Annotated in this window: 19 protein-coding genes and 1 riboswitch; of the genes, 7 read left to right on the forward strand and 12 right to left on the reverse strand. The window is 63.9% G+C overall.

The window, feature by feature from the left end; translation table 11 throughout:
- Window positions 1-70: 70 nt before the first annotated feature.
- Window positions 71-403, reverse strand: coding sequence for a hypothetical protein (locus ACSVIK_RS14555; RefSeq protein ID WP_442444990.1), 333 nt, complete (start codon window positions 401-403; stop codon window positions 71-73).
- A 260-nt stretch (window positions 404-663) separates the two neighbouring features.
- Between ACSVIK_RS14555 and msbA the strand changes: the two genes are divergently transcribed.
- The 6 genes from msbA to ACSVIK_RS14585 all read left to right on the forward strand — a co-directional run bounded on the left by msbA (window position 664) and on the right by ACSVIK_RS14585 (window position 8,909).
- On the forward strand, window positions 664-2,493 hold the full coding sequence (gene msbA / locus ACSVIK_RS14560) for a lipid A export permease/ATP-binding protein MsbA (protein WP_442444991.1): 1,830 nt from the start codon (window positions 664-666) through the stop codon (window positions 2,491-2,493).
- Entirely contained in the window at window positions 2,493-3,389 is an 897-nt protein-coding gene (locus tag ACSVIK_RS14565) for a GNAT family N-acetyltransferase (protein WP_442444992.1), read from the forward strand. Before msbA ends, ACSVIK_RS14565 begins: the two co-directional genes overlap by 1 nt.
- 4 nt (window positions 3,390-3,393) lie before the next feature.
- A complete protein-coding gene (locus ACSVIK_RS14570) occupies window positions 3,394-4,776 on the forward strand; it encodes a PIG-L deacetylase family protein (RefSeq protein WP_442444993.1) in 1,383 nt (460 codons plus the stop codon).
- Window positions 4,777-4,837: 61 nt separating this feature from the next.
- Complete coding sequence (gene hldE, locus ACSVIK_RS14575; protein WP_442444994.1) at window positions 4,838-6,259, forward strand: bifunctional D-glycero-beta-D-manno-heptose-7-phosphate kinase/D-glycero-beta-D-manno-heptose 1-phosphate adenylyltransferase HldE; 1,422 nt, start codon at window positions 4,838-4,840, stop codon at window positions 6,257-6,259.
- A gap of 144 nt (window positions 6,260-6,403) precedes the next feature.
- On the forward strand, window positions 6,404-7,684 hold the full coding sequence (locus ACSVIK_RS14580) for an acyl-CoA dehydrogenase family protein (RefSeq protein ID WP_442444995.1): 1,281 nt from the start codon (window positions 6,404-6,406) through the stop codon (window positions 7,682-7,684).
- A 13-nt stretch (window positions 7,685-7,697) separates the two neighbouring features.
- Complete coding sequence (locus tag ACSVIK_RS14585; RefSeq protein WP_442444996.1) at window positions 7,698-8,909, forward strand: acyl-CoA dehydrogenase family protein; 1,212 nt, start codon at window positions 7,698-7,700, stop codon at window positions 8,907-8,909.
- Between the two features lie 211 nt (window positions 8,910-9,120).
- Here the strand turns inward: ACSVIK_RS14585 and ACSVIK_RS14590 are convergent, their stop codons facing one another.
- The 10 genes from ACSVIK_RS14590 to thiC all read right to left on the reverse strand — a co-directional run bounded on the left by ACSVIK_RS14590 (window position 9,121) and on the right by thiC (window position 20,623).
- A complete protein-coding gene (locus ACSVIK_RS14590; protein ID WP_442444997.1) occupies window positions 9,121-9,840 on the reverse strand; it encodes a PqiC family protein in 720 nt (239 codons plus the stop codon).
- 164 nt (window positions 9,841-10,004) lie between these two features.
- Window positions 10,005-12,254, reverse strand: a complete 2,250-nt coding sequence (gene parC, locus ACSVIK_RS14595; protein WP_442444998.1) for a DNA topoisomerase IV subunit A — start codon at window positions 12,252-12,254, stop codon at window positions 10,005-10,007.
- Between the two features lie 7 nt (window positions 12,255-12,261).
- Complete coding sequence (locus ACSVIK_RS14600; protein ID WP_442445066.1) at window positions 12,262-12,747, reverse strand: retropepsin-like aspartic protease family protein; 486 nt, start codon at window positions 12,745-12,747, stop codon at window positions 12,262-12,264.
- Between the two features lie 35 nt (window positions 12,748-12,782).
- Window positions 12,783-13,766 carry an esterase-like activity of phytase family protein gene (locus ACSVIK_RS14605; protein ID WP_442444999.1) on the reverse strand — a complete coding sequence of 328 codons (984 nt, stop codon included), beginning with the start codon at window positions 13,764-13,766 and terminating at the stop codon, window positions 12,783-12,785.
- Window positions 13,766-15,664 carry a DNA topoisomerase IV subunit B gene (gene parE / locus ACSVIK_RS14610; protein ID WP_442445000.1) on the reverse strand — a complete coding sequence of 633 codons (1,899 nt, stop codon included), beginning with the start codon at window positions 15,662-15,664 and terminating at the stop codon, window positions 13,766-13,768. The genes ACSVIK_RS14605 and parE overlap by 1 nt, the downstream gene beginning before the upstream one ends.
- A gap of 15 nt (window positions 15,665-15,679) precedes the next feature.
- A complete protein-coding gene (locus ACSVIK_RS14615; protein WP_442445001.1) occupies window positions 15,680-16,291 on the reverse strand; it encodes a YqiA/YcfP family alpha/beta fold hydrolase in 612 nt (203 codons plus the stop codon).
- 126 nt (window positions 16,292-16,417) lie between these two features.
- The gene (gene cpdA, locus ACSVIK_RS14620) at window positions 16,418-17,233 is read right to left on the reverse strand and encodes a 3',5'-cyclic-AMP phosphodiesterase (protein ID WP_442445002.1); all 816 of its coding nucleotides are present in this window, start codon (window positions 17,231-17,233) and stop codon (window positions 16,418-16,420) included.
- A gap of 209 nt (window positions 17,234-17,442) precedes the next feature.
- A complete protein-coding gene (locus ACSVIK_RS14625) occupies window positions 17,443-17,895 on the reverse strand; it encodes a DUF1249 domain-containing protein (RefSeq protein ID WP_442445003.1) in 453 nt (150 codons plus the stop codon).
- Window positions 17,886-18,485, reverse strand: a complete 600-nt coding sequence (locus ACSVIK_RS14630; RefSeq protein WP_442445004.1) for an NUDIX domain-containing protein — start codon at window positions 18,483-18,485, stop codon at window positions 17,886-17,888. Before ACSVIK_RS14630 ends, ACSVIK_RS14625 begins: the two co-directional genes overlap by 10 nt.
- A gap of 239 nt (window positions 18,486-18,724) precedes the next feature.
- Window positions 18,725-20,623, reverse strand: coding sequence for a phosphomethylpyrimidine synthase ThiC (gene thiC, locus ACSVIK_RS14635; protein ID WP_442445005.1), 1,899 nt, complete (start codon window positions 20,621-20,623; stop codon window positions 18,725-18,727).
- Window positions 20,624-20,722: 99 nt separating this feature from the next.
- A riboswitch (TPP riboswitch) is annotated at window positions 20,723-20,829 on the reverse strand.
- 219 nt (window positions 20,830-21,048) lie between these two features.
- Between thiC and ACSVIK_RS14640 the strand changes: the two genes are divergently transcribed.
- Window positions 21,049-22,491, forward strand: a complete 1,443-nt coding sequence (locus ACSVIK_RS14640; protein ID WP_442445006.1) for a TolC family outer membrane protein — start codon at window positions 21,049-21,051, stop codon at window positions 22,489-22,491.
- Between the two features lie 247 nt (window positions 22,492-22,738).
- Here the strand turns inward: ACSVIK_RS14640 and ACSVIK_RS14645 are convergent, their stop codons facing one another.
- Window positions 22,739-23,698, reverse strand: coding sequence for an endonuclease/exonuclease/phosphatase family protein (locus ACSVIK_RS14645; RefSeq protein ID WP_442445007.1), 960 nt, complete (start codon window positions 23,696-23,698; stop codon window positions 22,739-22,741).
- Window positions 23,699-23,712: the final 14 nt, after the last annotated feature.

The following is a 23,712-nucleotide window of genomic DNA, read 5'->3' on the forward strand; positions in this document are numbered from 1 at the left end:
AAACTGCCCGACTCATGCAGGCGTCTTCAAGCTATCCCATTGATCAAAATGGGATTTTTGTGGGGATTCCTCAGGGTCTGATTCGTGTAAAGAGATCGTCGACGCAGTGGTGAAAGAAAGTATCAGTGTCTACCAGGGCTGCAATCTCGTGATGACGTAACACCTCGCGCAGCGCTGCATGCTTGATGCGGAAGTGGTAACGATGGGGGCCAGCCCATTGCTCATCGATGATCTGCGTTTTCACGGGAAGGCCGACATATCGTTCTGGAGCATCCGTGAAAACTTGTATTTCCCATCCGCGGGTTGAGCTTCGAGATAGTGCAGAGACAAGGCTGAATATGGCCTCGAGCTGATAAATCTCGGCACCAAAGGCGAGATAGACGAGTTGGGGGCGGTTGTTCATATCGCTCCAGAATTAGGCCGTGTATCCAGGCCGTTACAGGATTTCACTGCGCAATACATTGCTTATAGAGCGGGAGTTTTTCCGCCGCTCACGGTGGCAAGATCGCGCATTGTAGTGGCTAATTGATTTCATTTCTGTGTTGCGATGATCCTGGCTGCCCGGCGGCTACCAAAACTTCCAGGGGCGTCGTGAGTGTTTAGCTCGACAGTGCTGGTACAATCCGCCTCTTGCTAACCCTGCCAGCGCATGAGGCAAGCCGAATGGCCAATTCCAACCAGCAATCCAGCTTCAAGGTGTATCTGCGATTGCTGCGCTACGTGGTTCCTTATTGGGGCCTGTTCACCATCAGTATCCTTGGCTTCCTGATCTTCGCCTCGACTCAGCCGATGCTGGGCTACATCCTCAAGTACTTCGTCGATGGCCTGTCCAACCCCGAGGCCAGCCTGTTCGCGGGCGTGCCATGGCTGCTGGAGCACGCCCCCTGGCTGGCGCACCTCAAGCTGCTGCAGGCCGTGCCGCTGTTGATCGTGCTGATCGCCCTATGGCAGGGCATCGGGTCGTTCCTTGGCAACTACTATCTGGCCAAGGTCTCGATGGGGTTGGTGCAGGATCTGCGTATCGCGCTGTTCAACAACCTGCTGACCCTACCCAATCGCTACTTCGACAACCACAACTCCGGCCACCTGATCTCGCGTATCACCTACAACGTCACCATGGTCACCGGCGCTGCGACCGATGCGATCAAGGTGGTGGTGCGTGAGGGCATGACGGTGGTGTTCCTCTTTGCCACGCTGCTGTGGATGAACTGGAAGTTGACCCTGGTGATGCTGGCGATTCTGCCGATCATTGGCTTGATGGTCACCAGTACCAGCAAGAAATTCCGCAAGCAGAGCAAGAAGATTCAGACCAGCATGGGTGATGTCACCCATGTCACCTCTGAAAGCATCCAGGGTTACCGGGTGGTGCGCAGCTTTGGTGGTGAGGACTACGAGAAGCAGCGTTTCTTCGACGCCAGCGAGGAGAACAAGAACAAGCAGTTGAAGATGGTGCGCACCGGTGCGGTATACACGCCTTCGCTGCAATTGGTGATTTACAGCGCCATGGCCGTGCTGATGTTCCTCGTGCTGTGGCTGCGGGGTGATGCCTCGGCGGGGGATCTGGTGGCCTATATCACCCTGGCCGGTCTGCTACCCAAGCCGATTCGCCAGTTATCCGAAGTCAGTTCCACCATCCAGAAGGGCCTTGCTGGTGCCGAGAGCATCTTCGAGCAGCTCGATGAAGCGCCCGAAGTGGATAACGGCACTCAGGAGCGCGAACGCATCAATGGCCGGCTGGAGGTGCGGGACCTGAGCTTCAGCTATCCCGGTTCGGAAAAACCGGTGCTGAACGATATCTCCTTCGTCGCCGAGCCCGGGCAGATGGTAGCGCTGGTCGGGCGTTCCGGCAGTGGCAAGTCGACCCTGGCCAACCTGATCCCGCGTTTCTATCACCATGAGCAGGGGCAGATCCTGCTCGATGGCGTGGACGTCGAGGATTACACCCTGCGCAATCTGCGCCGCCATATCGCGCTGGTGACTCAGCACGTAACCCTGTTCAACGACACCGTACGCAACAATATCGCCTACGGCGACCTAGCTGGCGCTCCGCTCGAGGCCGTGCAGCAGGCCGCCGCCGATGCCTATGCCGCCGAGTTCATCGAGAAGATGCCGCAAGGCTACGACACCCTGGTAGGGGAGAACGGGGTGTTGCTCTCCGGCGGTCAACGCCAGCGTCTGGCCATTGCCCGCGCTCTGCTCAAGGATGCGCCCGTGCTGATTCTCGACGAGGCCACTTCGGCGCTGGATACCGAGTCCGAGCGGCATATCCAGGCGGCGCTGGATCAGGTGATGCAGGGGCGTACCACGCTGGTGATCGCGCACCGCCTGACCACCATCGAGAAGGCCGATCTGATCCTGGTGATGGATCAGGGGCAGATCGTCGAGCGGGGTAACCATGCCGAGCTTCTGGCGCAGAACGGCTACTATGCGCGCCTGCATGCCAAGCAATTCGAGGAAGGCGACGAGTCCGTCGTGGCCGAGCAGGACGCCTGATGCTGAGTCGTCTGCAATTCTGGCGTGAGCGTGGTTGGACGCAGATTTCCGCCGCGGACTATGCCGAAGCCTGGGAGTGCTTTGGCGGCAGCGTTGCCACCCATCCCGAGGTGGTCGCGCGGTTGGCCGATCTGGCCGGTATCCCGGTTCGTTACCTGGGATGGAGGGTCGATGGCGAGCTCCAGGCCGCGATTCCGACCTGGGGCCGGTACCTGGCCCTGTCCAAGGACGTGCTCAAGCAGCAGGGCAAACGTGGCCTGTTCGATCTGGGCAATGCCGAGATCATCCTGCCGCTTTCCGCCGAGGTACGTGTGCCGCTGCGCCATCGTGCCCGTTATCTCTCCGAGCTCAATGCTGCCCAGCTCATGGGCGCCTGCGAGCAGCCCGAGGGGCTGGCATTGGCCCGCGAGCCAGAGCAGTACAGCAAGAAGTTTCGCTACAACCAGCGCCGCGAACAGCGCTTGCTGGAAGAGGCGGGCGGGGTGATCCGGCCGATGCTGGAGCTGGCACCCGAAGAGCAGGCGCGCATCTACGCCGACCTGTTCCAGCGCCGCTGGGGCTTCGAGGCCACTGGCAAGGCGCACCTGGTCGAGGTGTTCGGCCGTCTGCGCGAGTTCATGACCGGCTCGCTGATCTATCTCAACGATGAGCCGGTGGCGATCCAGGTGCTCTATCGGGTCGAGGCGCCGCAATGGGTCAGCCTGGAGTACATCAATGGCGGGGTCGACCCGCAGCAGCGCGAATTCAGCCCCGGCAGCGTGCTCAGCTTCGTCAACACGCAAAACGAGTGGGCGCATGCGCGTTCGCTGGGCAAGCCCCTGCGCTATTCGTTCGGCCGGGCCGATCGCGAGTACAAGGATCGCTGGTGCAACCGGGTGCCGGTCTATCAGGTGTGAAACCATGAACGGACGCAAGCAACAATTGCTCAAGCGCCACCGGCGCAACAAACGTATCGCCCTGCTGTTGGCCTTGCTGGTATTGGTCGCGCTGGGTGTGCTCGTTGCCTGGTGGCTGCCGCTACTGCTGCTGGTACTGGGCTGGGTGGCGCATGAGGCCTGGTTCGCCGATCACCTCTTCTATTCGCCGCGCGACGATTACCGCTACGACTTTCCCGATGATTGCCTCAGCCTGCCGGTGCGTATCGAGCAAGGTGTGCTGCAGGTCGAAGCCGAGCTGGCTGGCTACGACACCCTGATCCTCGAACTGCGGCTCAAGGCCACCTGGCTGGGGCGCTGGCTCGACCCTTATGTGCGGGTGGGGGAAGATCGCCAGGATTTCGAGCGCGGTGTCGTCGGGCGGCGCTACCTCAACCTCTCTGGGCAGCAGGCCGATGGCCTGAGCATCGTGCCGCGTTTCTGCCGCATCCATGGCGAATTGCGCCTGCATGCCATGCGCAACCCCGATTTCGCCGGCCAACGCATGCTGATCATCGCGCCGCATGCCGACGATGCCGAGCTGGCCGCCTTTGGTCAGTACAGCCGTTCGTCGGAGACGGCCATCGTCACTCTCACTCAGGGGGAGATCGAGGCCGAACACTACCAGCGTCTGGGCCTGGACAAGGCCGCTGCCGCTCTCCTGAAAGGCCGGCTGCGAGCCTGGGACAGCCTGGCCGCGCCGCTCTGGGGCGGCGTGCCGCAGCGGCGTTGCGTGCAGCTCGGCTACTACTGCTTGCAACTGCCGGCCATGGCCGAGCAACCGCAAGTGCCCTTTGGCTCACGCGAGTCGGGTGAGAGCGATGTTCGCAGTGTGCGCCAACACAATCCGCTGCCTTTGCCGGCCGATGGCGACGGCCAACCGACCTGGGACAACCTGATCGCCGATCTGGCCGCCGTGATCGAGCATTACCGCCCCGAGGTGCTGGTGACGCCGCACCCGCAGCTCGACCCGCATCACGACCATGTCGCCAGCACCCGTGCCCTGCTCGAGGCCTGCGAGCGTAGCAGCTGGAAGCCGCAAACCCTGCTGCTCTACGCCAATCACCTGCATGACAATGACCGCTGGCCCATGGGCCCAGCCGGCAACGGCATCGCCCTGCCGCCGGCGCTCACGCCTTTGCCGGCTGATCGCCTGTGGAGCCCGACGCTGAATGCCGAGCGGCAACTGGACAAGGCCATGGCGCTGGGGCTGCAGCATGATCTGCAAGGCCCCTTGCCATTGAAGAAGCGCTTGCGCCGGCTGATCCAGTTTGCCCTGGCCGGGCGCCGCTGGCCCGCCACAGGCGATGACGAGTTCTTCCGCAAGGCGGTGCGGCGCCATGAGCTGTTCTGGGTGCGGCCACTCTGAGCCGTGCGCCACATGCCCCATGCTATGATTTTTCCCGTTTTTCTCCCTTTCTGGAGCTGCCATGAAACTGACCATGCCCCGCTATGACCAAGCCGCCGTTCTGGTGGTGGGCGACGTGATGCTCGATCGCTACTGGCATGGCGGCACTTCGCGGATTTCCCCGGAGGCGCCAGTGCCCGTGGTGCGTGTCGACCAGATCGAGGATCGCCCCGGTGGTGCCGCCAACGTCGCCCTGAATATCGCCGCGCTCGGTGCCCGTGCGCTGCTGGTGGGGGTCACCGGTGAAGACGAGGCCGCCGCAAGCCTCAGCGACAGCCTGCGTGGCGCCGGCGTGGAAAGCCACTTCCAGCGCCTCGACGACCAGCCCACCATCGTCAAGCTGCGGGTGATGAGCCGCCACCAGCAATTGCTGCGCATGGACTTCGAGGAACCCTTCGCCACCGATATCGCCGCTCTGGCGCGTGAGGTCGAGGCCTTGCTCGACGGGGTCAAGGTGCTGGTGCTGTCGGACTATGGCAAGGGCGCGTTGCAGAACCATCAGGTGCTGATTCAGGCAGCGCGCAGCAAGGGCATCGCGGTGCTGGCCGACCCCAAGGGCAAGGATTTCTCCATCTACCGTGGCGCCAGCCTGATCACCCCCAACCTGCACGAGTTCGAGCTGATCGTCGGTGGCTGTGCCGACGAAGCCGAGCTGGTCAGCAAGGGCGCCAAACTGATGCGCGAGCTGGAGCTGGGTGCGCTGCTGGTGACCCGTGGCGAGCACGGCATGACCCTGCTGCGCCCGCACCAACCGCCGCTGCACCTGCCGGCGCGTGCCCGTGAGGTATTCGATGTCACCGGTGCCGGGGATACGGTGATCTCCACCCTGGCGGCTTCCATTGCTGCCGGCGAGGAGTTGCCGCAGGCCGTGGCCCTGGCCAATCTGGCGGCGGGCATCGTGGTGGGCAAGCTGGGCACGGCGGCCATCAGCGCGCCGGAACTGCGCCGTGCGGTGCAGCGTGAAGAAGGCTCGGAGCGCGGCGTGCTGAGCCTGGATCAGTTGCTCATCGCCATCGAGGATGCACGCGCCCATGGCGAGAAGATCGTCTTCACCAATGGCTGCTTCGATATTCTCCACGCCGGCCATGTTACCTACCTGGAGCAGGCCAGGGCCCAGGGTGATCGCCTGATCGTGGCGGTCAACGACGATGCGTCGGTCAGCCGCCTGAAAGGCCCTGGCCGGCCGATCAACGCCGTCGACCGGCGCATGGCGGTGCTCGCCGGCCTTGGCGCGGTGGACTGGGTGGTGAGCTTTGCCGAGGACACGCCCGAGCGCCTGCTGGGGCAGGTACAGCCGGACGTGCTGGTCAAGGGCGGCGACTATGGCGTCGATCAGGTGGTCGGTGCCGATATCGTCCAGGCCTATGGCGGCGAGGTGCGTGTGCTCGGCCTGGTGGAGAACAGCTCCACCACCGCCATCGTCGAGAAAATTCGCAGCAAATGAGTCGCGCGGCGGGCATGGTGCCAGCCATGCCCGCCGAGTGCAGGCCTTGACCTGACTGACGCGAGCGCGCGTCTTGAGAGTCATAGGCGCCCGCCCATCGGCAGCGCATCATCGATGGCATCACCCCGCGAGGAGCGAGATGCCATGAGTGTCGATGTACAGGGTTCTGCCCTGAGCGTACTGAGCAAGGTGGCCCAGGCCGACTGGCCGGATCGCCTTAACCTGCGCAAACCCTTCGAGAAGTTCATCTATACCGGCAGCCGTGCCAGTTTCCGCATGATGGCCGAGCGTTCGGCCAGCAAACCGCGCACGGATCGGCCGCGTACCGACGACCTGTTCGACCTGTCGCTTTCCGAAGAGCAGCAGATGCTGGTGGACATGCTCCAAGGCTTTGCCTTGGAAGTGCTGCGCCCGGCGGCTCATGAGGCCGATGCCCAGGCCCTGGTGCCGGCGGCACTGCTCAACCAGGCCAGCGAACTGGGCCTGGCCTTCTATGGCGTCGGCGAGGCGCATGGGGGTATGGCCGGTGAGCGTACCGTGCTGAGCAATGCACTGATCACCGAGAGCCTGGCGCAAGGTGATTTCTCCCTGGCAGCAGCGCTGCTGCTGCCGCTCTCGGCGGCCAACTGCATCCGTCGCTGGGCTTCGCCGGCGCAACAGGCCGAGTGGTTGCCGGCGTTCGTGGGTGAAACCGGAGCCCCGGCCTATGCCTTGGCGGTGACCGAGCCGGCCATGCTGGCCGATCCCAAGGTACCGGCCACCCGTGCCCGCAAACGCGGCAAGCATTACATCCTCGATGGCGAGAAGGCCCTGGTGCTCGGTGGCTTGCAGGCCAGTCGTCTGATCGTTGCGGCCAAGGCGAGCGACGGGCCGGCACTGTTCGTGGTCGAGGCCTCGAGCAAGGGTGTGAGCCGCCGTGCCGAACCTGCCATGGGGCTCAAGGCCTGTGGCCTGGCACGCATCCAGTTGAAGGGGGTGAAGGTGCCGGCCAGCCAGCGCCTGGCTGGTGCGGATTTCGATTTTCAGGCTTTCCTCGACTACTCGGCGTTGGCCTTCTGCGCGCTGGCCGTGGGCACCGGACAGGCGGCGCTGGATTACGTGGTGCCTTACTGCAACGAGCGTCAGGCCTTCGGTGAGCCGATCAGTCATCGCCAGGGCGTGGCCTTCATGATTGCCGACATCGCCATCGAGCTGGAGTCCATGCGCATGCTGCTCTGGCGCGCCTGTGCACTGGCCGAGAGTGGCAAGCCGTTTCATCGCGAGGCCTACCTGGCACGCCTGTTGTGCGCGGAAAAGGCGATGAAGATCGGCTGCGATGCGGTGCAACTGCTCGGTGGCCATGGTTTCACCCAGGAGCATCCGGTCGAGCGCTGGTACCGAGATTTGCGCAGTGTCGCCGTGCTCGCCGGCGGTCTGCACCTTTGAGAGGAATACCTTCATGAATCTGGAAACCCCGAAGAAATTCCGTGGCCTGCAGAACCAGGCTCATCAGGTTGCCGAGCGTTACCTGCGGCCGATCTCGCGCAAGTACGACAAGGCCGAACACGCCTACCCCAAGGAGCTGGACATGCTCGCCGCGCTGCTCGACGGCATGAACGAGGGCTCGCCCGATGCCGTCGGCGCCGGCTCGGCCAGCAAGCGCGGGGCCTCCCGTGAACAGCAGGAAGGCGTGCGTAACGGCGGCAACATGGCGGCGCTGCTCGGCGTGATGGAGCTATGCTGGGGCGACGTCGGTCTGCTCCTGGCCATGCCGCGCCAGGGCCTGGGCAATGCGGCCATTGCCGCCGTGGCCAACGATGAACAACTGGCACGCTTCGGCAAGACCTGGGCGGCCATGGCCATCACCGAGCCGAGCTGCGGTTCCGACTCGGCGGCGATTCGCACCACGGCGGTCAAGGACGGCGACCATTACGTGCTCAATGGCGAGAAGATCTACGTCACCTCCGGCGAGCGTGCCGATGCCGTGGTGGTCTGGGCCAGCCTCGACCGCAGCCTGGGCCGTGCGGCGATCAAGTCCTTCGTGGTGGAGAAGGGCACGCCGGGCATGACCGTCACCCGTCTGGAGAAGAAGCTCGGGATCAAGGCCTCCGATACCGCCTCGATCAGTTTCAGCGATTGCCGGGTGCCGGCTGCCAACCTGCTCGGCAATGCCGAAGTGGATGTGCAGAAAGGCTTTGCCGGGGTCATGGAAACCTTCGACAACACCCGGCCACTGGTGGCCGGCATGGCCGTGGGCGTGGCCAAGGCGGCGCTGGATCGCACCCGTACGCTGCTGCGCAAGGCGGGTATGCGCCTGGATTACAACAAGCCGCTATTGAGCGTCAGCCACGCCGAAGCCACGCTCTATCGCCTCGAGGCCGAGTGGGAGGCTGCGCGCCTGCTGACCCTCAAGGCCGCCTGGATGGCCGACAACAAGTTGCCCAACTCCAAGGAGGCGTCCATGGCCAAGGCCAAGGCCGGACGCGTAGCCAGCGAAGTGACGCTCAAGTGCGTGGAGTTGGCGGGGGCCATGGGTTATGGCGAGGACGAACTGCTGGAGAAATGGTCGCGTGACTCGAAGATTCTCGACATCTTCGAGGGCACCCAGCAGATCCAGTTGCTCATTGTCGCCCGTCGCCTGTTGGGCAAGGGATCCAGCGAGCTGAAGTAAAAGGCTGTCACGGAAAACAAAACGCCGCGCCCCCTTTCGGAGCGCGGCGTTTTCGTTAGCAGGCTGTTGAAAAACTACCTGCGTTGGCAATACTGCGTTAAAAAACAGCCTCAAAATGCTCATTTACAGCACATAAACTGCGCTTTTTCGGCTGTTTTTGCCTTGTCTTGCCTGCCTCGCCTACGTTTTTCAACGGCCTGTTAGAAGCCGTTTAGAAGCGGAAGACTTCCGTATCGATCCTGATCGGCTCCGCCACCGGGATGCGTGGCACTGCCGGCGGCGCTTGCACATCGCTCTTGGTCGACGGCGCCTTCTTGCGCGCTGGCTGTGCGGGCGGCTCGGCCAGGGCCACCACCGGCTGGATGGCGGTTGCCAGCTCCGCGGCCAGGCGCTGCAGCACCACGCTCTGCGCCTTGACCTGCTCGCCCAGGCTGCCGTTGTGCTTCTCTTCCAGGTGGATCAGGCGGCTGTCGCGCAGTTGCCCGCGACGATCGAGCAGACGCCACTGGGCCTCAAGCACCGCCGGCTGGTTGGGGCCTGAGTCGAGACGGGTGATGTTCAGCATCACCTGAGCGTCGGCGCTGAAACCCGGCGCCGGGGCCAGCACCAGGCGCTGGCTGTTCAGACGCCAGGCGAGCTGGCGCAGCAGTTGCTGGTCGATGTCATTGGCCAGGCCGCTGGCCCAGCGCGCATTCGGCGCGGCTACCAGGCTGCCGTCGGCCTGGCGTTGCAGCAGATTGCCGTTGCGCAGATAGTCGGCGACGCTGACCGGGCCCAGCAGAACCGCGACACCGTTCTGTTGGGTCGGTGCCACGGCTTCGCCGGCATCGAGTTGATAGAGCGGAACCGGCTTGGGCTGCAGCAGGCTGCAACCACCCAAGCTCAGCAATGTGGTCAGAAGTAGAGCCAGTGGGCGTACTACGGTCATCATAAGATCCCCGCAGCCAGGATCAGGCTGCGTATCAAGAGCATGTCGTGCCGATGGGCGGCCAGAGAAAGGGCCTGAGCGGCGTATCATCCGTCAAACTGCGTCACGACTCCAGCCCCTGTCTGCCAGCCGGTCAGCGCCAAAGCGCTGACGGCTGGCTCGCCAGGTCATTCCACCAGCAACTGGTCGACGCGCTGGAAGCCGCGTGGCAGCTTGTTGCCACGGCGGCCACGTTCACCTTTGTAATGCTCCAGGTCATCGGCCTTGAGGGTCAGGGTGCGCTTGCCAGCTTGCAGCACCAGGTTGGCCCCGCCCGGCACGATGGCCAGGTCGGTCAGGTACTCCTCACGGCTGGCCACGCGTTCACCGGGGATGCCGATGATCTTGTTGCCCTTGCCTTTGCCCAGTTGCGGCAGGTCGCGCACCGGGAACAGCAGCAGGCGACCCTCGGTGGTCACCGCAGCCAGCCAATCATTCTCGAGATTGCTCAATGGCTTGGGCGCGACCACGCGCGCGCCGTTGGGCAGGGTGAGCAGCGCCTTGCCGGCCTTGTTCTTGGCCTGCAGATCCTCACCCTTGACCACGAAGCCGTAACCGGCGTCCGAGGCGATCACGTACAGGGCACTGTCCTCGGGCAGCAGCACGCACTCGAAGCTGACCCCAGGCGGTGGCGTCAGGCGGCCGGTGAGCGGCTCGCCTTGGCCGCGTGCCGAGGGCAGCGAGTGCGCCGCCAGCGAGTAGCTGCGCCCGCTGGAGTCGATGAACACGGCGTACTGGTTCGAGCGCCCAGGCGCGGCGGCCTTGAAGCCATCGCCGGCCTTGTAGGAGAGGCCCGTGGCGTCGATGTCGTGCCCCTTGGCGCAACGCACCCAGCCTTTCTCCGAGAGCACCACGGTGACCGGCTCGGTGGGCATCAGCTCGGTTTCCGAGAGTGCCTTGGCTTCGGCGCGTTCGACCAGCGGCGAGCGGCGCGCATCGCCGTACTTCTCGGCGTCCTCGAGGATCTCCTTGCGCACCAGCTTCTTCAGCTTGGCTTCGCTGCCGAGCAGGGCCAGGAGCTTCTCGCGTTCCTTGGCCAGTTCGTCCTGCTCGCCACGGATCTTCATTTCTTCCAGGCGGGCCAGTTGGCGCAGGCGCGTGTCGAGGATGTAGTCGGCCTGCACATCGGTGAGGCCGAAGCGTTCCATCAGCACCGGCTTGGGATGATCCTCGCTGCGGATGATGCGGATGACTTCGTCGAGATTGAGGAAGGCGATCAGCAAGCCTTCCAACAGGTGCAGGCGCTTCTCCACCTTGTCCAGGCGGAACTGCAGGCGACGGCGCACGGTGCCGACGCGGTACTGCAGCCACTCGGTCAGCAGCGTGCGCAGATCCTTGACCTGCGGCTTGCCGTCGAGGCCGATGACGTTGGTGTTGACCCGGTAGCTGGACTCCAGGTCGGTGGTGGCGAACAGGTGGGTCATCAGCTCTTCGGCATCGACCCGGTTGGAGCGCGGGATGATGACGATGCGGCAGGGGTTCTCGTGGTCGGACTCGTCACGCAGGTCGGCCACCATCGGCAGCTTCTTGGCTTGCATCTGCGCCGCGATCTGCTCCAGCACCTTGGCCCCGGAAACCTGATGGGGCAGGGCGGTGACCACGATGTCGCCATCCTCGATGCGATACACGGCGCGCATGCGCACCGAGCCACGGCCGGTCTGATAGATCTTCAGCAGGTCGGCCCTGGGCGTGATGATCTCGGCCTCGGTGGGGAAATCCGGGCCAGGAATATGCTCGGTGAGCTGCTCGACCGTGGCACTCGGCTCGTCCAGCAGGCGCACGCAGGCGCTGGCCACTTCGCGCAGGTTGTGCGGCGGCACATCGGTGGCCATGCCCACGGCAATGCCGGTAGTGCCGTTGAGCAGCAGGTTGGGCAGGCGCGCCGGCAGGGTGGCCGGCTCGTTCATGGTGCCGTCGAAGTTCGGCACCCAGTCCACGGTGCCCTGGCCCAGTTCGTCGAGCAGTACCTCGGAGTAGCGCGACAGGCGCGCCTCGGTGTAACGCATGGCGGCGAAGGACTTGGGATCGTCCGGCGCACCCCAGTTGCCCTGGCCGTCCACCAGGGTGTAGCGATAGGAGAACGGCTGCGCCATCAGCACCATGGCTTCGTAGCAGGCGCTGTCGCCGTGCGGGTGGTACTTACCGAGCACGTCACCGACGGTACGCGCCGATTTCTTGTGTTTGGCGTCGGCGTCCAGGCCCAGTTCGCTCATGGCATAGACGATGCGCCGCTGCACCGGCTTGAGGCCGTCGCCGATATGCGGCAGGGCACGATCCATGATCACGTACATGGAGTAGTTGAGGTAGGCCTGTTCGGTGAACTCGGCCAGCGACCGACGCTCCACGCCTTCCAGGCTCAAATCGAGGGATTCGCTCATGCGGGCCTCATTGCAGGGTTGATTGGCGCAGCACCAGGGTGCCGCCCTTCTGAGTGAATTCGAGTTGTTTCAGGGCGCTCATGCCCAGCAGCACTTCGTCGCCATCCATGCCGGGGGCGATCAGCGCGGCCACGTCGCGCAATACGATGTCGCCCAGGCGCAGGCTGGCCAGGCGCGTGCGGTGCCCGGTGGTGCGGCCATTGGCAGTGCTTAGGGTGATCGGTGCGCCGCGCTTGAGGCCGAGCTTGCGTGCCAGCGCCTCGGGAATGGCCACGGCTGTAGCGCCGGTATCGAGCAGGAAGGTCACCGGCTGGTCGTTGATCTGCCCGTCCAGCAGGTAATGGCCCTGACGATTGCTGGCCAGGCTGACTTCCACATAGCCCTGGCCATGTACCGAGTGCGGCACCTGGTTGGGGTTGCGCTGGCGCTCTTCCCAGTCGCCGAAGAAATGCGTGGCCAGCAGCAGGCCAGCGCCCCAGGCGAGCACCCACATCACTCGCCCGGCGCGCTTGCCGGGAGTCTGCTCGCTCACGGACGTTGGCTCCAGCCGCCCTTGGGCGCCTTGAACTGCCAGACGACGGGGCGCGTTTCGCCATCGGCACGGGTCATGCCGCCGTTGTCGACACCGATCCAGGCGCCGTCCTTGCCGATCCACAAGGCTTCGGCCACACCGTACTCCACGGGGTAACGGCGTGGCTCGGTCAAGGCTTCGGCGGCGAACGACCAACACCGTTCGACCACGCCATCGCTCAGGGCGCGGCGGCAGATGCGATGGGCCTGACGTTCGAGGGTGAAGAGCTTGTCGTTGAAGTAGGCCAGGCCGGCGAAATCACGCGCGGCGGGGTGCCCGCCTAGGGCTGCGGGCGAGGGCTCCTTGCCGCCTTCGCTGAACAGTACGCAGCCGCCGGTGCAGCGCCAGGCATTGTTCTGCCGATGCAGCACGGTAAGGCCACGGCGGCGCTGTTCGGCGGCCATCCACAGGCGGTTGCCGTCCGGGTCTATGGTGATGCCCTCGAAGCCCTGGTTGAAGTGCAGCAGCATGCCGCTGGCGCGTGCCTGGCGCACCAGCCCGTTGGGCAGGCGCAGCCACTGAGCGTCACCATTGCTGGCGACTTGCAGCACGGCGGACTGGGTTTCGCTGACCAGGTAACGGTTGCCCCGGGCATCGCAGCTCAGCCCCTCGAAATCGAAGTGCCCACCGCGCACCAGGCTGGCCGCCCAGTTACGCATGCGCAGACCCCAGGGGTGCTGGCTTGGTGGCGGTTCAGGGGCGACGAAGGTTTCCGCCTCTGCTTGCAGGCGCCCTTCGGTGAGGTTGAGCTGGAAGAGGCGGTCATCATCGCGATCGGACAGGCTCCACAGGGTTTCGCCGCACTTGGCCAGCCCCGAGAGATTGCCGTAGGGCATGCCGTCGACCGGGTACTCGGCCTCCAGGCGCAGCTCTTCGAGTGGCGCCTGTTCGGCCTGCGCCAGGCCCGCCAGCAGGCTGGCGGCGAGCAACAGCCGGCGCATCAGGCCAGTACCTCGGCCAGGTTGCCCTTGGACTCCAGCCAGTTCTTGCGGTCGCTGGCGCGCTTCTTCGCCAGCAGCATGTCCATCACCTCGCGGGTGCCGTCGAAATCATCCAGCGTGAGCTGCACCAGGCGCCGGGTGTTGGGATCCATGGTGGTTTCGCGCAGTTGCGGCGGGTTCATCTCGCCGAGGCCCTTGAAGCGGGTGACCTGCGGTTTGCCACGGCGCTTCTCGGCGACCAGGCGGTCGAGGATGCCATCGCGCTCGGCTTCGTCCAGGGCGTAGAAGATCTCCTTGCCCAGGTCGATGCGGTACAGCGGCGGCATGGCCACGTAGACGTGCCCGGCATCCACCAGCGGGCGGAAGTGGCGGACGAACAGGGCGCAGAGCAGAGTGGCGATGTGCAGACCGTCGGAGTCGGCGTCGGCGAGGATGCAGATCTTGCCGTAGCGCAGCCCGGAGAGGTCACTGGAACCGGGGTCGATGCCGATGGCCACGGCGATGTCATGCACTTCCTGCGAGGCCAGCACCTCGCTGCCATCCACTTCCCAGGTATTCAGGATCTTGCCGCGCAGCGGCATGATGGCCTGGTATTCCTTGTCACGCGCCTGCTTGGCGCTGCCGCCGGCCGAGTCGCCCTCGACCAGGAAAAGTTCGGCACGCATCGGCTCCTGGCCGGCGCAGTCGGCCAGCTTGCCGGGCAGCGCCGGGCCCTGGGTGATCTTCTTGCGCTCCACCTTCTTGCCCGCCTTGAGACGGCGCCCGGCGTTGCTGATGGCCAGCTCGGCCAGCGCCAGGCCGGTTTCCGGATGGGCATTGAGCCACAGGCTGAAGGCGTCCTTGACCACGCCGGAGACGAACGCCGCCGCCTCACGCGAGGACAGGCGCTCCTTGGTCTGGCCGGAGAACTGGGCATCCTGCATCTTCATCGAGAGGACGAAGGCGATGCGTTCCCAGACGTCTTCCGGGGCCAGCTTGACCCCGCGCGGCAGCAGGTTGCGGAATTCGCAGAACTCGCGCATGGCATCGAGCAGGCCTTGGCGCAGGCCATTGACGTGGGTGCCACCCTGCGCGGTGGGGATCAGGTTGACGTAGCTTTCCTGTACCGCATCGCCGCCTTCGGGCAGCCACAGCAGGGCCCAGTCCACCGCTTCCTTGTTGCCGGCCAGGCTGCCGCAGAAGGGCTCGGCAGGCAGGCGCTCGAATTCGCTGACGGCATCGACCAGATAGGAGCGCAGGCCATCTTCATACAGCCACTCGACTTTTTCGCCGGCGGCCTTGTCCTCGAAGGTCACTGACAGGCCTGGGCACAGCACGGCCTTGGCCTTGAGCACATGCTTGAGGCGGCTGACCGAGAACTTGAAGGAGTCGAAGTACTTGGCGTCCGGCCAGAAATGCACGCTGGTACCGGTGTTGCGCTTGCCGACCGTGCCGATGACCTCCAGGTCGCTGGCCTTGAAACCATCGGCGAAGCTCATCTGGTACTCGTTGCCGTCACGCTTGACGGTGACCACTACACGGGTCGACAGGGCGTTGACCACGCTGATGCCGACGCCGTGCAAGCCGCCGGAGAACTGGTAGTTCTTGTTGCTGAACTTGCCGCCGGCATGCAGCTTGGTGAGGATCAGCTCGACACCGGGCACGCCTTCTTCCGGGTGGATGTCCACCGGCATGCCGCGACCGTCGTCGAGCACTTCCAGCGAGTTGTCCTCGTGGAGGATTACCTGGATCGACTTGGCGTGCCCGGCCAGGGCTTCGTCGACGCTGTTGTCGATGACTTCCTGGGCCAGGTGGTTGGGGCGCGTGGTGTCGGTGTACATGCCCGGGCGCTTGCGCACCGGGTCGAGGCCGGAGAGGACTTCGATAGCGTCGGCGTTATAGGCGTTCTGCTGGGCCATGGGCTCTCTTGATCGTCAATTGAAGGCGGAAAAGTCGGTATCGCGCCAGATTGTGGCGCCAATGCCGGCGAATGCGAAGAGTGCCGGCAAACGTTCGCTGAAGCCTTGGAAACCGTGGTCGCCACCGGCCTGGATGCGCAGAGCGCAGGCCCGGTAGTAGCGCTCGGCGTCACGGTAGTCGAGGGTTTCGTCAGCGGTCTGCAACCACACCTGATAGCGGCGGGTGTCCTGTGGTGGCGCCACTTCCAGCTCGGCCAGGGCGTGGATGTGATCCTCGCTGAGTTCCCAGCTCTCGTCGCTGTAGAAATTACGCTGCGGGCCGAGGTAGCCGTCGAAGCGCAGGTGCGGACGCACAGCGGGGTTGATCAGCAAGGCTTTCAGGCCATGGCGCTCAGCCAGATAAGTGGCGTAATAGCCGCCCAGTGAGCTGCCTACCAGCAGTGGCGCGCCCAGTTCGGCGACCAGCGCCTCGAGCTGGGCCATGGCCTGGCGCGGGTGATGATGCAAGGCCGGCACCCGCAACTGCTCGCTCAGTTGCAGATGCGCCATGGCGCGGCTCAACTGGCTGGCCTTGAGCGAGGCCGGCGAGCTGTTGAGGCCGTGGATATAGAGGATGGATGCAGTCATGGTGCGGGAGGCTACTACAAAAAGCAGCTATAAGCTGCAAGCGGCAAGCTGCAAGAAACAGCGGGGCGGTGTCTGTTGGGGCTGGGTGTTTTGCTTGCGGCTTGTAGCTTGAGGCTTGCCGCTGCTTCAGTAGCCCTTGACGCTGTAATCGATCTCGAAGCTGATGCCGGTGACGCGCGAGACGCCGGTTTCCAGCGTGCCGTCGGCATGCAGGCGCAGCCAGCGGTAGCCGGGGGCTTCGCTGCCCACCTGGAAGTCTTCGCTGCCAGGGGCGAACTGCACGCAGGTCGAGGGCGAGGCGAGCAGGCGCAGGTCGCCGCGCTGCTGGTCGAACTCCTGGTGGATATGGCCCCAGAGCACGGCACGCGCCTGCGCATGGCGTTCGAGGATGGCGAACAGGGCATCGGGGTTGCGCAGGCCGATGGGCTCCATCCACTTGCAGCCGATGGACACCGGGTGATGATGCAGGCAGATCAGGTGATGGCGCTCGGGGGCCTCGCTCAGGGCACGCTCCAGCAGCTCCAACTGGCTGTCGGCAAGAAAACCGGGCACCGCGCCGGGGATCGACGAGTCGAGCAGGATCACGCGCCAGGCACCGATGTCGAACACTGGCTCCAGCAAGTGCGTGCCAGCGCAGGTCACTTGCATGGGGGAGGCTTCGTCATGGTTGCCGGCCAGCCAGCGTACCGGCGCGCCGAGCCCGTCGGTGAGGCTGCGAAAGCGTTCGTAGGAAGCCAGGCTGCCGTCCTGCGACAGGTCGCCGGTGGCCAGGATCAGGTCGATGCCAGATTGTTCCTGCCGCATCTTTTCGATCACACGGCACAGGCTGTCGCAGGTGTCCATGCCCAGCAGCTTGCCATCCGCTTCGGCGAACAGATGGCTGTCGGACAACTGCACCAGCAGAACCGAGGAATCGGCGGCGAGGGGGGCGTGGCTCGACAAGGCGGTCTCCAGGGGCGCGAACGAATGGATTATGGTAGCTGCTGCGGCAAAAGGGGAAACCCCGGGAAGCGGAAACAGATCACAGAAAAAACCAGGAGTGTTTTTTTGCCGTCGCCTGCTACAGCGCACAGGGTGGTCGCCAGGGGGCGGGCCACAAAAACCGCGCGCCGAGCCTATCGGCAGGCTGGGCAAAAGCTTGATCCAGGGTTTCAGAGTACCGGCTGCGCTTCGTGTCCGCAGGCCAGACAATGGTTCAGCCATTCACCGAGAAACAGGTTGAGCTGGCTCTTCTCGTCCGGCTGGTGCATGGCGGCGTTCGGATAAGGGTAGCGAATGTGCAGGCGTCTGGCATTCTCGGCGCTGACCACTTCCGCCATGCGCGCATCGTGATAGACCCGCACTTCCAGTTGTGGCACCGGTAGCCACGGCAGGCTGTGCTCCTGGCGCACGCGCAGGCTGGTGGTGTAGGGGCAGGTTTCCAGCACTTCCAGGTGCAGGATGCCCAGCAGATGATCTCCCTGGCTCAGGGCCACACGCCGCGACTGATGTTCGCTGCGCATGCTCGGCAACAGACGCATCAGGCGTGCGTAGTTGGCCTCGCAAGCGGTCTGCAGCTCGACCAGATCGACCCGGTAGCGCTCGCGCAGCAGGTTCACGACCACATGCCCCGCACTTCGTCGCGGTTCAGCGCCAGCCATTGCAGGGCGATGATGCTCGCAGCGTTGTTGATGCGCCCATCGCGCACCGCGGCCAGGGCATCGGCCAGGGCCATTACGTGCACGCGGATGTCCTCGCCTTCCTCCGGCAGGCCATGTACGCCGCCGGCCCCGGCGCTGTCGCAGCGACCGAGGAACAGGTGGACGAACTCGTCGGAGCCGCCAGGGGAGGGGAAGTACTGGGTGATCGGCCACAGCGAGCCGAGAATCAGGTCAGCTTCTTCGACTGCTTCGCGGCGAGCGACTTCTTCGGGCTCTTCGTTCTTGTCGATCAGCCCGGCGACCAGTTCCAGCAGCCAGGGGTTGGCCGCCTTGTCCATGGCGCCGACGCGGAACTGCTCGATCAGCACCACCTCGTCGCGCTGCGGGTCGTAGGGCAACACGCAGACGGCATCGTGGCGCACGAACAGCTCACGGGTGATGGACGGGCCCATGTCACCGGAGAATTGCCGGTGACGCAGCTTGAGCCGGTCGAGCCGGTAGAAGCCGCGAAAGCACTCCTCGCGGGCGAGGATGTCGATGTCGTTCTTGTCCATGGGCATGCTCCAGATGGTCGTAACGGGCCAAGCTCAGACTGTGTGAAAACTACTGCGCTTGCTCATGCTGCGTTAAAAAACGGCTCAAAATGCTCATTTACAGCGCGTAAACTGCGCTTTTTCGCCGTTTTTTGCCTTGCCTGACCTGCGCTCGCTACGTTTTCACACGGTCTGATGCGGCCCGTTACCCGCACACTAGCGAGCATAGTGCCGCCAGATCAAGCCTGCATGACGGCCTTTCACACAGGCTGATAGAGCTGGCTGCCCTGCGCCTTGAACTCCTCGGCCTTGGCCTGCATACCCTGCTCGGCCTCCAGGTCGACGGCGTCGATGCGTTGTTCCTTGGCGTAGTCGCGCACTTCCTGGGTGATCTTCATCGAGCAGAACTTCGGCCCGCACATGGAGCAGAAGTGCGCCACCTTGGCCGAGTCCTTGGGCAGGGTCTCGTCGTGGTAGGCGCGGGCGGTGTCCGGATCCAGGCCGAGGTTGAACTGATCCTCCCAGCGGAACTCGAAACGCGCCTTGGAGAGGGCGTTGTCGCGGATCTGCGCGCCGGGGTGGCCTTTGGCGAGGTCGGCGGCATGGGCGGCGATCTTGTAGGTGATGATGCCGGTCTTCACGTCATCCTTGTTCGGCAGGCCCAGGTGTTCCTTGGGCGTGACGTAACAGAGCATGGCACAGCCGAACCAGCCGATCATCGCCGCACCGATGCCACTGGTGATGTGGTCGTAGCCGGGGGCAATGTCGGTGGTCAGCGGGCCGAGGGTGTAAAACGGCGCCTCGTCACAGCATTCGAGCTGCTTGTCCATGTTCTCCTTGATCAGGTGCATGGGCACGTGGCCGGGGCCTTCGATCATGCACTGTACATCGTGCTTCCAGGCGATCTTGGTCAGCTCGCCGAGGGTCTCCAGCTCGCCGAACTGTGCGGCGTCGTTGGCGTCGGCGATGGAGCCGGGGCGCAGGCCGTCACCCAGGGAGAAGGACACGTCGTAGGCCTTCATGATTTCGCAGATGTCGTCGAAATGGGTGTAGAGGAAGTTTTCCTTGTGATGCGCCAGGCACCACTTGGCCATGATCGAGCCGCCACGGGAGACGATGCCGGTGACGCGCTTGGCGGTCAGCGGCACGTAGCGCAGCAGCACGCCGGCGTGGATGGTGAAGTAGTCCACGCCTTGCTCGGCCTGCTCGATCAGGGTGTCGCGGAACAGCTCCCAGGTCAGGTCTTCGGCGATACCGCCGACCTTTTCCAGGGCCTGGTAGATCGGCACGGTGCCGATGGGTACCGGCGAGTTGCGGATGATCCACTCGCGGGTTTCATGAATGTGCTTGCCGGTGGACAGATCCATCACGGTGTCCGAGCCCCAGCGGATGCCCCAGGTCAGCTTGGCCACTTCTTCCTCGATGGAAGAGCCGAGGGCGCTGTTGCCGATATTGCCGTTGATCTTCACCAGGAAGTTGCGGCCGATGATCATCGGCTCCAGTTCCACGTGGTTGATGTTGGCCGGGATGATGGCGCGGCCGCGGGCAACTTCGCTGCGCACGAATTCGGGGGTGATTTCCTTGGGGATGGCAGCACCGAAGCTGTGCCCCGGGTGCTGCTCGTCGAGCAGACCGGCTTCGCGGGCCTCGGCCAGCTTCATGTTTTCGCGGATGGCGACGTATTCCATCTCCGGGGTGATGATGCCCTTCTTGGCGTAGTGCATCTGGCTGACGTTGTGCCCGGCCTTGGCTCGGCGCGGGTTGCGCACGTGGGCGAAACGCATCTTGGTCAGCTCTTCGTCGGCCAGGCGGCGCTGACCGAACTCGGAAGACAGGCCCGGCAGTTTCTCGGTATCGCCACGATCTTCGATCCAGGCGCTGCGCACGTCGGCCAGGCCCTTGCGCACGTCGATGGTCACGTTCGGGTCGGTGTAGGGGCCAGAGGTGTCGTAGACGGTGACCGGGGCGTTGATCTCGCCGCCATTCTTCGTTTCAGAGAAGGCGGTCGGCGTCACGTCCAGGCTGATCTCGCGCATCGGCACGCGGATATCCGGGCGCGAACCCTGCACGTAAATCTTCTGCGAACGGGGGAAGGGCTGTACCGACTGCTGGTCGACCTGGGCGCTTTCGCTCAGGTGTCGTTGTTGTTCTGTGCTCATCAAGGCTCTCTCCGGGATAGATGTCGGAGTTGGAACCTGAGCGGACGAAGGGCGCGAGATACACCACAGGCGGTGCAGAGGACTCGCCACGCATGATGGCGGCGAGGACATCTTGTTCCCTACGCAGGCCTTAACCTGATCAGGTTCAACGGGATCCGGCAGTTGCCAATCTCAGCCCCTCACATGGGGCACCCCGACAAGAACCCTGGCAGTCTAATCAAGCCCCGGCGCTAAACCAACCTGCACGCGGAAATAAGTCGACCCATGCGTCGGAAAGCGACGCTCGGGGCAGGGGCTTCGGCATTGTTGCAGCGGGGCAACAATGCTTCTTGCAAACTAGACTGAAGCTTGGGCTCGGGTGCTTGACCCTGGCCTGTGGCCAGCCGTAGCCTTGCCGATTACCGCCTATTCAAGGATCGACCTCCATGTTGCGCAGACTCTCCCTGGCTGTTGCCGTGGCCGCCGCATCGGTGGGCCTGGTACAGGCCGCCGAGGCACCGCTTTCCAGCAAGACCGACCTGATGACCGTGTATCAGGAAGCCGCCCAGAACAATGCCGATATCGCCGCTGCCCGCGCTGACTACCAGGCGCGTCGCGAAGTGGTGCCACAGGCGCGTGCCGGATTGCTGCCCAACCTCTCGGCTGGGGCCAATTATGGTGACACGCGCACCGAGATCGATTCGCCCAGCGCCACCCTGTCGCGCAGTGGCCTGGTCTATCAGGCCAATCTGAGCCAGCCGCTGTTCCGTGCCGACCGCTGGTTCCAGCTACAGGCCGCCGAGGCCACCAGCGAGCAGGCCGCGCTGGAACTGTCCGCCACCGAGCAGAACCTCATCCTGCAGAGTGCCGAGACCTACTTCGCCGTGCTGCGTGCCCAGGACAACCTGGCCTCGACCCGCGCCGAGGAAGCCGCCTTCAAGCGTCAGCTCGACCAGGCCAACGAGCGTTTCGATGTCGGCCTTTCCGACAAGACCGACGTGCTCGAGGCCCAGGCCGGTTTCGATACCGCCCGGGCCAACCGCCTGCTCGCCGAGCGCGCCGTGGATGATGCCTTCGAGGCCCTGGTGACATTGACCAATCGCGACTACGTGGCCGTGGAGGGCATCGTGCACTCCCTGCCGGTGCTGGTGCCGACCCCCAACGATGCCAAGGCCTGGGTCGATACTGCCGCCGCGCAGAACCTCAATCTGCAAGCCAGCCTCTATGCGGTCACCGCCGCCGAGGAGAACCTGCGCCAGCGCAAGGCCGGCCATGCACCGACTCTCGACGCCGTGGCCAGCTACCAGAAGGGTGACAACGACAGCCTCGGCTTCACCAACTCGGGCTCGCCGTTGTCGCCGCGTTACAGTGGTGACGTGTCGCAGCGCAGCATCGGCCTGCAACTGAACATCCCTCTGTACAGCGGCGGCCTGACCAGCTCGCAGGTGCGTGAGGCCTATCAACGTCTGGGGCAGACCGAGCAACTGCGCGAGAGCCTGCGCCGCCAGGTGGTGCAGAACACCCGCAACCTGTTCCGCGCGGTCAATACCGATGTGGAAACCGTGCAGGCGCGGCGCCAGTCGATCATCTCCAACCAGAGCGCGCTGGAAGCGACCGAGATCGGCTATCAGGTCGGCACCCGCAACATCGTCGACGTGCTCGATGCCCAGCGCCAGCTCTACAGCGCCGTGCGCAACTACAACGACGCGCGTTACGACTACATCCTCAACAACCTGCGCCTGAAGCAGGCCGCCGGCACCCTCAGCCCCGCCGACCTGGAGGCCCTGGGCCGTTTCCTCAAACCGGACTACAACCCGGACAAGGACTTCCTGCCGCCGGATCTGGCCTCGGCTGCCGAGGAGCGCTTGAAGAACGAGCAGGGATATTGAGCGACTCTGGCTTCAGAACCTCAATCGCGTAGGCGCGAATTTATTCGCGACAGGGTTGGGTTCCGTGCCCGATCATGCTCGCGAATAAATGCTCTGCCAGAGCATTTGTCTGCGCCCAGGGTGGCTGGGCGCAGAGTCGGTAGCAACGGATTTATCCGTGAAAAGGGTTGGCCCGCGTCTGCCAGAGTCGCGAACGAATTCGCTACCGAGGGAAGACATTCGCCGTTCCTTGCCCTCGTTCATCGTTTCAATACGAAATTCTGTAAACCACTGGAAAGTGGTCACTGCGCAGCACTTTGCCCATGTATATGCGTTGAATCGTGGCATAGACCTTCTCCGGATCGATCAGGCTGGAGGCGTTGAGGGTCGTGGAATCATTGGACAGGGTCGTCACCGAGATCGAGGCATGGCAGATCGATTGCCAGTCGCAGCTCTCATGGATATAGGCATAGTCCAGCAGCGAGGGAACGGCGATATCGCCGTAGGCCACATCGCATCCCATGACGCAATTGATGTACTCGCTTTCGCTGAGCAGCATCCGCCCCTGAGAGTTCTTCTTCTCCTGCGCATACAGCGCTCTGGCCAGCGCCAACGAGCTGCGAATGGAAATATGAGTGAATCCGGCCGTGCCGGGAAGGCAGCGCAGCACCTTGTCCTTTCCAGGCAACGTGATGCTTGCCGGAGCGCTGTTCGCATCCGTATTGAGATCGCCGCCGAAGAAAACCAGCTTCTTGATGCCTTTGCCTTGATAGCTGCCCAGTAGCTGAATGTCCTCCAGCACCTGTGCTGCCGCCTTGTACGATGCATTGGCATGGCAGAAGGCGAAGAGGTTCTCTTCCTTGTCGCTCAGCAACAAGGTCGCCCTGATGGATTCCGAGCCCAGGGGGAGCTCGAAGGGTTCGGAGTAGTCGTCGGCTATATCGTTGCGCACGAATACCATCGACCCAAGCGTCGTGCCTTTGCGTATACCTCCCTCCATGGAGAGCGACGCCTTCATGGCATAGCTGCCCTTGAGGTCGTCCACCAGCTTCAGATTGGGATTGCCGGTGGTGCCCACCTCGAACAGGGCAATGATCTCGGGCTTGAGTTTTTCCAGCGTGCTCAGCAAGGCATCCAGTTTTTCTTCGTACGCTTCGCTCATGGGCTTGCGCTGGTTCTGGTGGTTCAGGTGCTGAGTGTTCCACATGAGAATCTTGACGGTAGCCACCGCGGCTCCTCCCT

Origin of the sequence: Pseudomonas sp. NCHU5216 (assembly GCF_052156495.1) — a bacterium.
GTDB lineage: Bacteria > Pseudomonadota > Gammaproteobacteria > Pseudomonadales > Pseudomonadaceae > Aquipseudomonas.

Bases quoted from the DNA above. Each gene is read 5' to 3' on its own strand.
- ACSVIK_RS14555 (WP_442444990.1), bottom strand. From the start codon at position 403: ATGAACAACCGCCCCCAACTCGTCTATCTCGCCTTTGGTGCCGAGATT.
- msbA (WP_442444991.1), top strand. From the start codon at position 664: ATGGCCAATTCCAACCAGCAATCCAGCTTCAAGGTGTATCTGCGATTG.
- ACSVIK_RS14565 (WP_442444992.1), top strand. From the start codon at position 2,493: ATGCTGAGTCGTCTGCAATTCTGGCGTGAGCGTGGTTGGACGCAGATT.
- ACSVIK_RS14570 (WP_442444993.1), top strand. From the start codon at position 3,394: ATGAACGGACGCAAGCAACAATTGCTCAAGCGCCACCGGCGCAACAAA.
- hldE (WP_442444994.1), top strand. From the start codon at position 4,838: ATGAAACTGACCATGCCCCGCTATGACCAAGCCGCCGTTCTGGTGGTG.
- ACSVIK_RS14580 (WP_442444995.1), top strand. From the start codon at position 6,404: ATGAGTGTCGATGTACAGGGTTCTGCCCTGAGCGTACTGAGCAAGGTG.
- ACSVIK_RS14585 (WP_442444996.1), top strand. From the start codon at position 7,698: ATGAATCTGGAAACCCCGAAGAAATTCCGTGGCCTGCAGAACCAGGCT.
- ACSVIK_RS14590 (WP_442444997.1), bottom strand. From the start codon at position 9,840: ATGATGACCGTAGTACGCCCACTGGCTCTACTTCTGACCACATTGCTG.
- parC (WP_442444998.1), bottom strand. From the start codon at position 12,254: ATGAGCGAATCCCTCGATTTGAGCCTGGAAGGCGTGGAGCGTCGGTCG.
- ACSVIK_RS14600 (WP_442445066.1), bottom strand. From the start codon at position 12,747: ATGTGGGTGCTCGCCTGGGGCGCTGGCCTGCTGCTGGCCACGCATTTC.
- ACSVIK_RS14605 (WP_442444999.1), bottom strand. From the start codon at position 13,766: ATGCGCCGGCTGTTGCTCGCCGCCAGCCTGCTGGCGGGCCTGGCGCAG.
- parE (WP_442445000.1), bottom strand. From the start codon at position 15,664: ATGGCCCAGCAGAACGCCTATAACGCCGACGCTATCGAAGTCCTCTCC.
- ACSVIK_RS14615 (WP_442445001.1), bottom strand. From the start codon at position 16,291: ATGACTGCATCCATCCTCTATATCCACGGCCTCAACAGCTCGCCGGCC.
- ACSVIK_RS14630 (WP_442445004.1), bottom strand. From the start codon at position 18,485: ATGGACAAGAACGACATCGACATCCTCGCCCGCGAGGAGTGCTTTCGC.
- thiC (WP_442445005.1), bottom strand. From the start codon at position 20,623: ATGAGCACAGAACAACAACGACACCTGAGCGAAAGCGCCCAGGTCGAC.
- ACSVIK_RS14640 (WP_442445006.1), top strand. From the start codon at position 21,049: ATGTTGCGCAGACTCTCCCTGGCTGTTGCCGTGGCCGCCGCATCGGTG.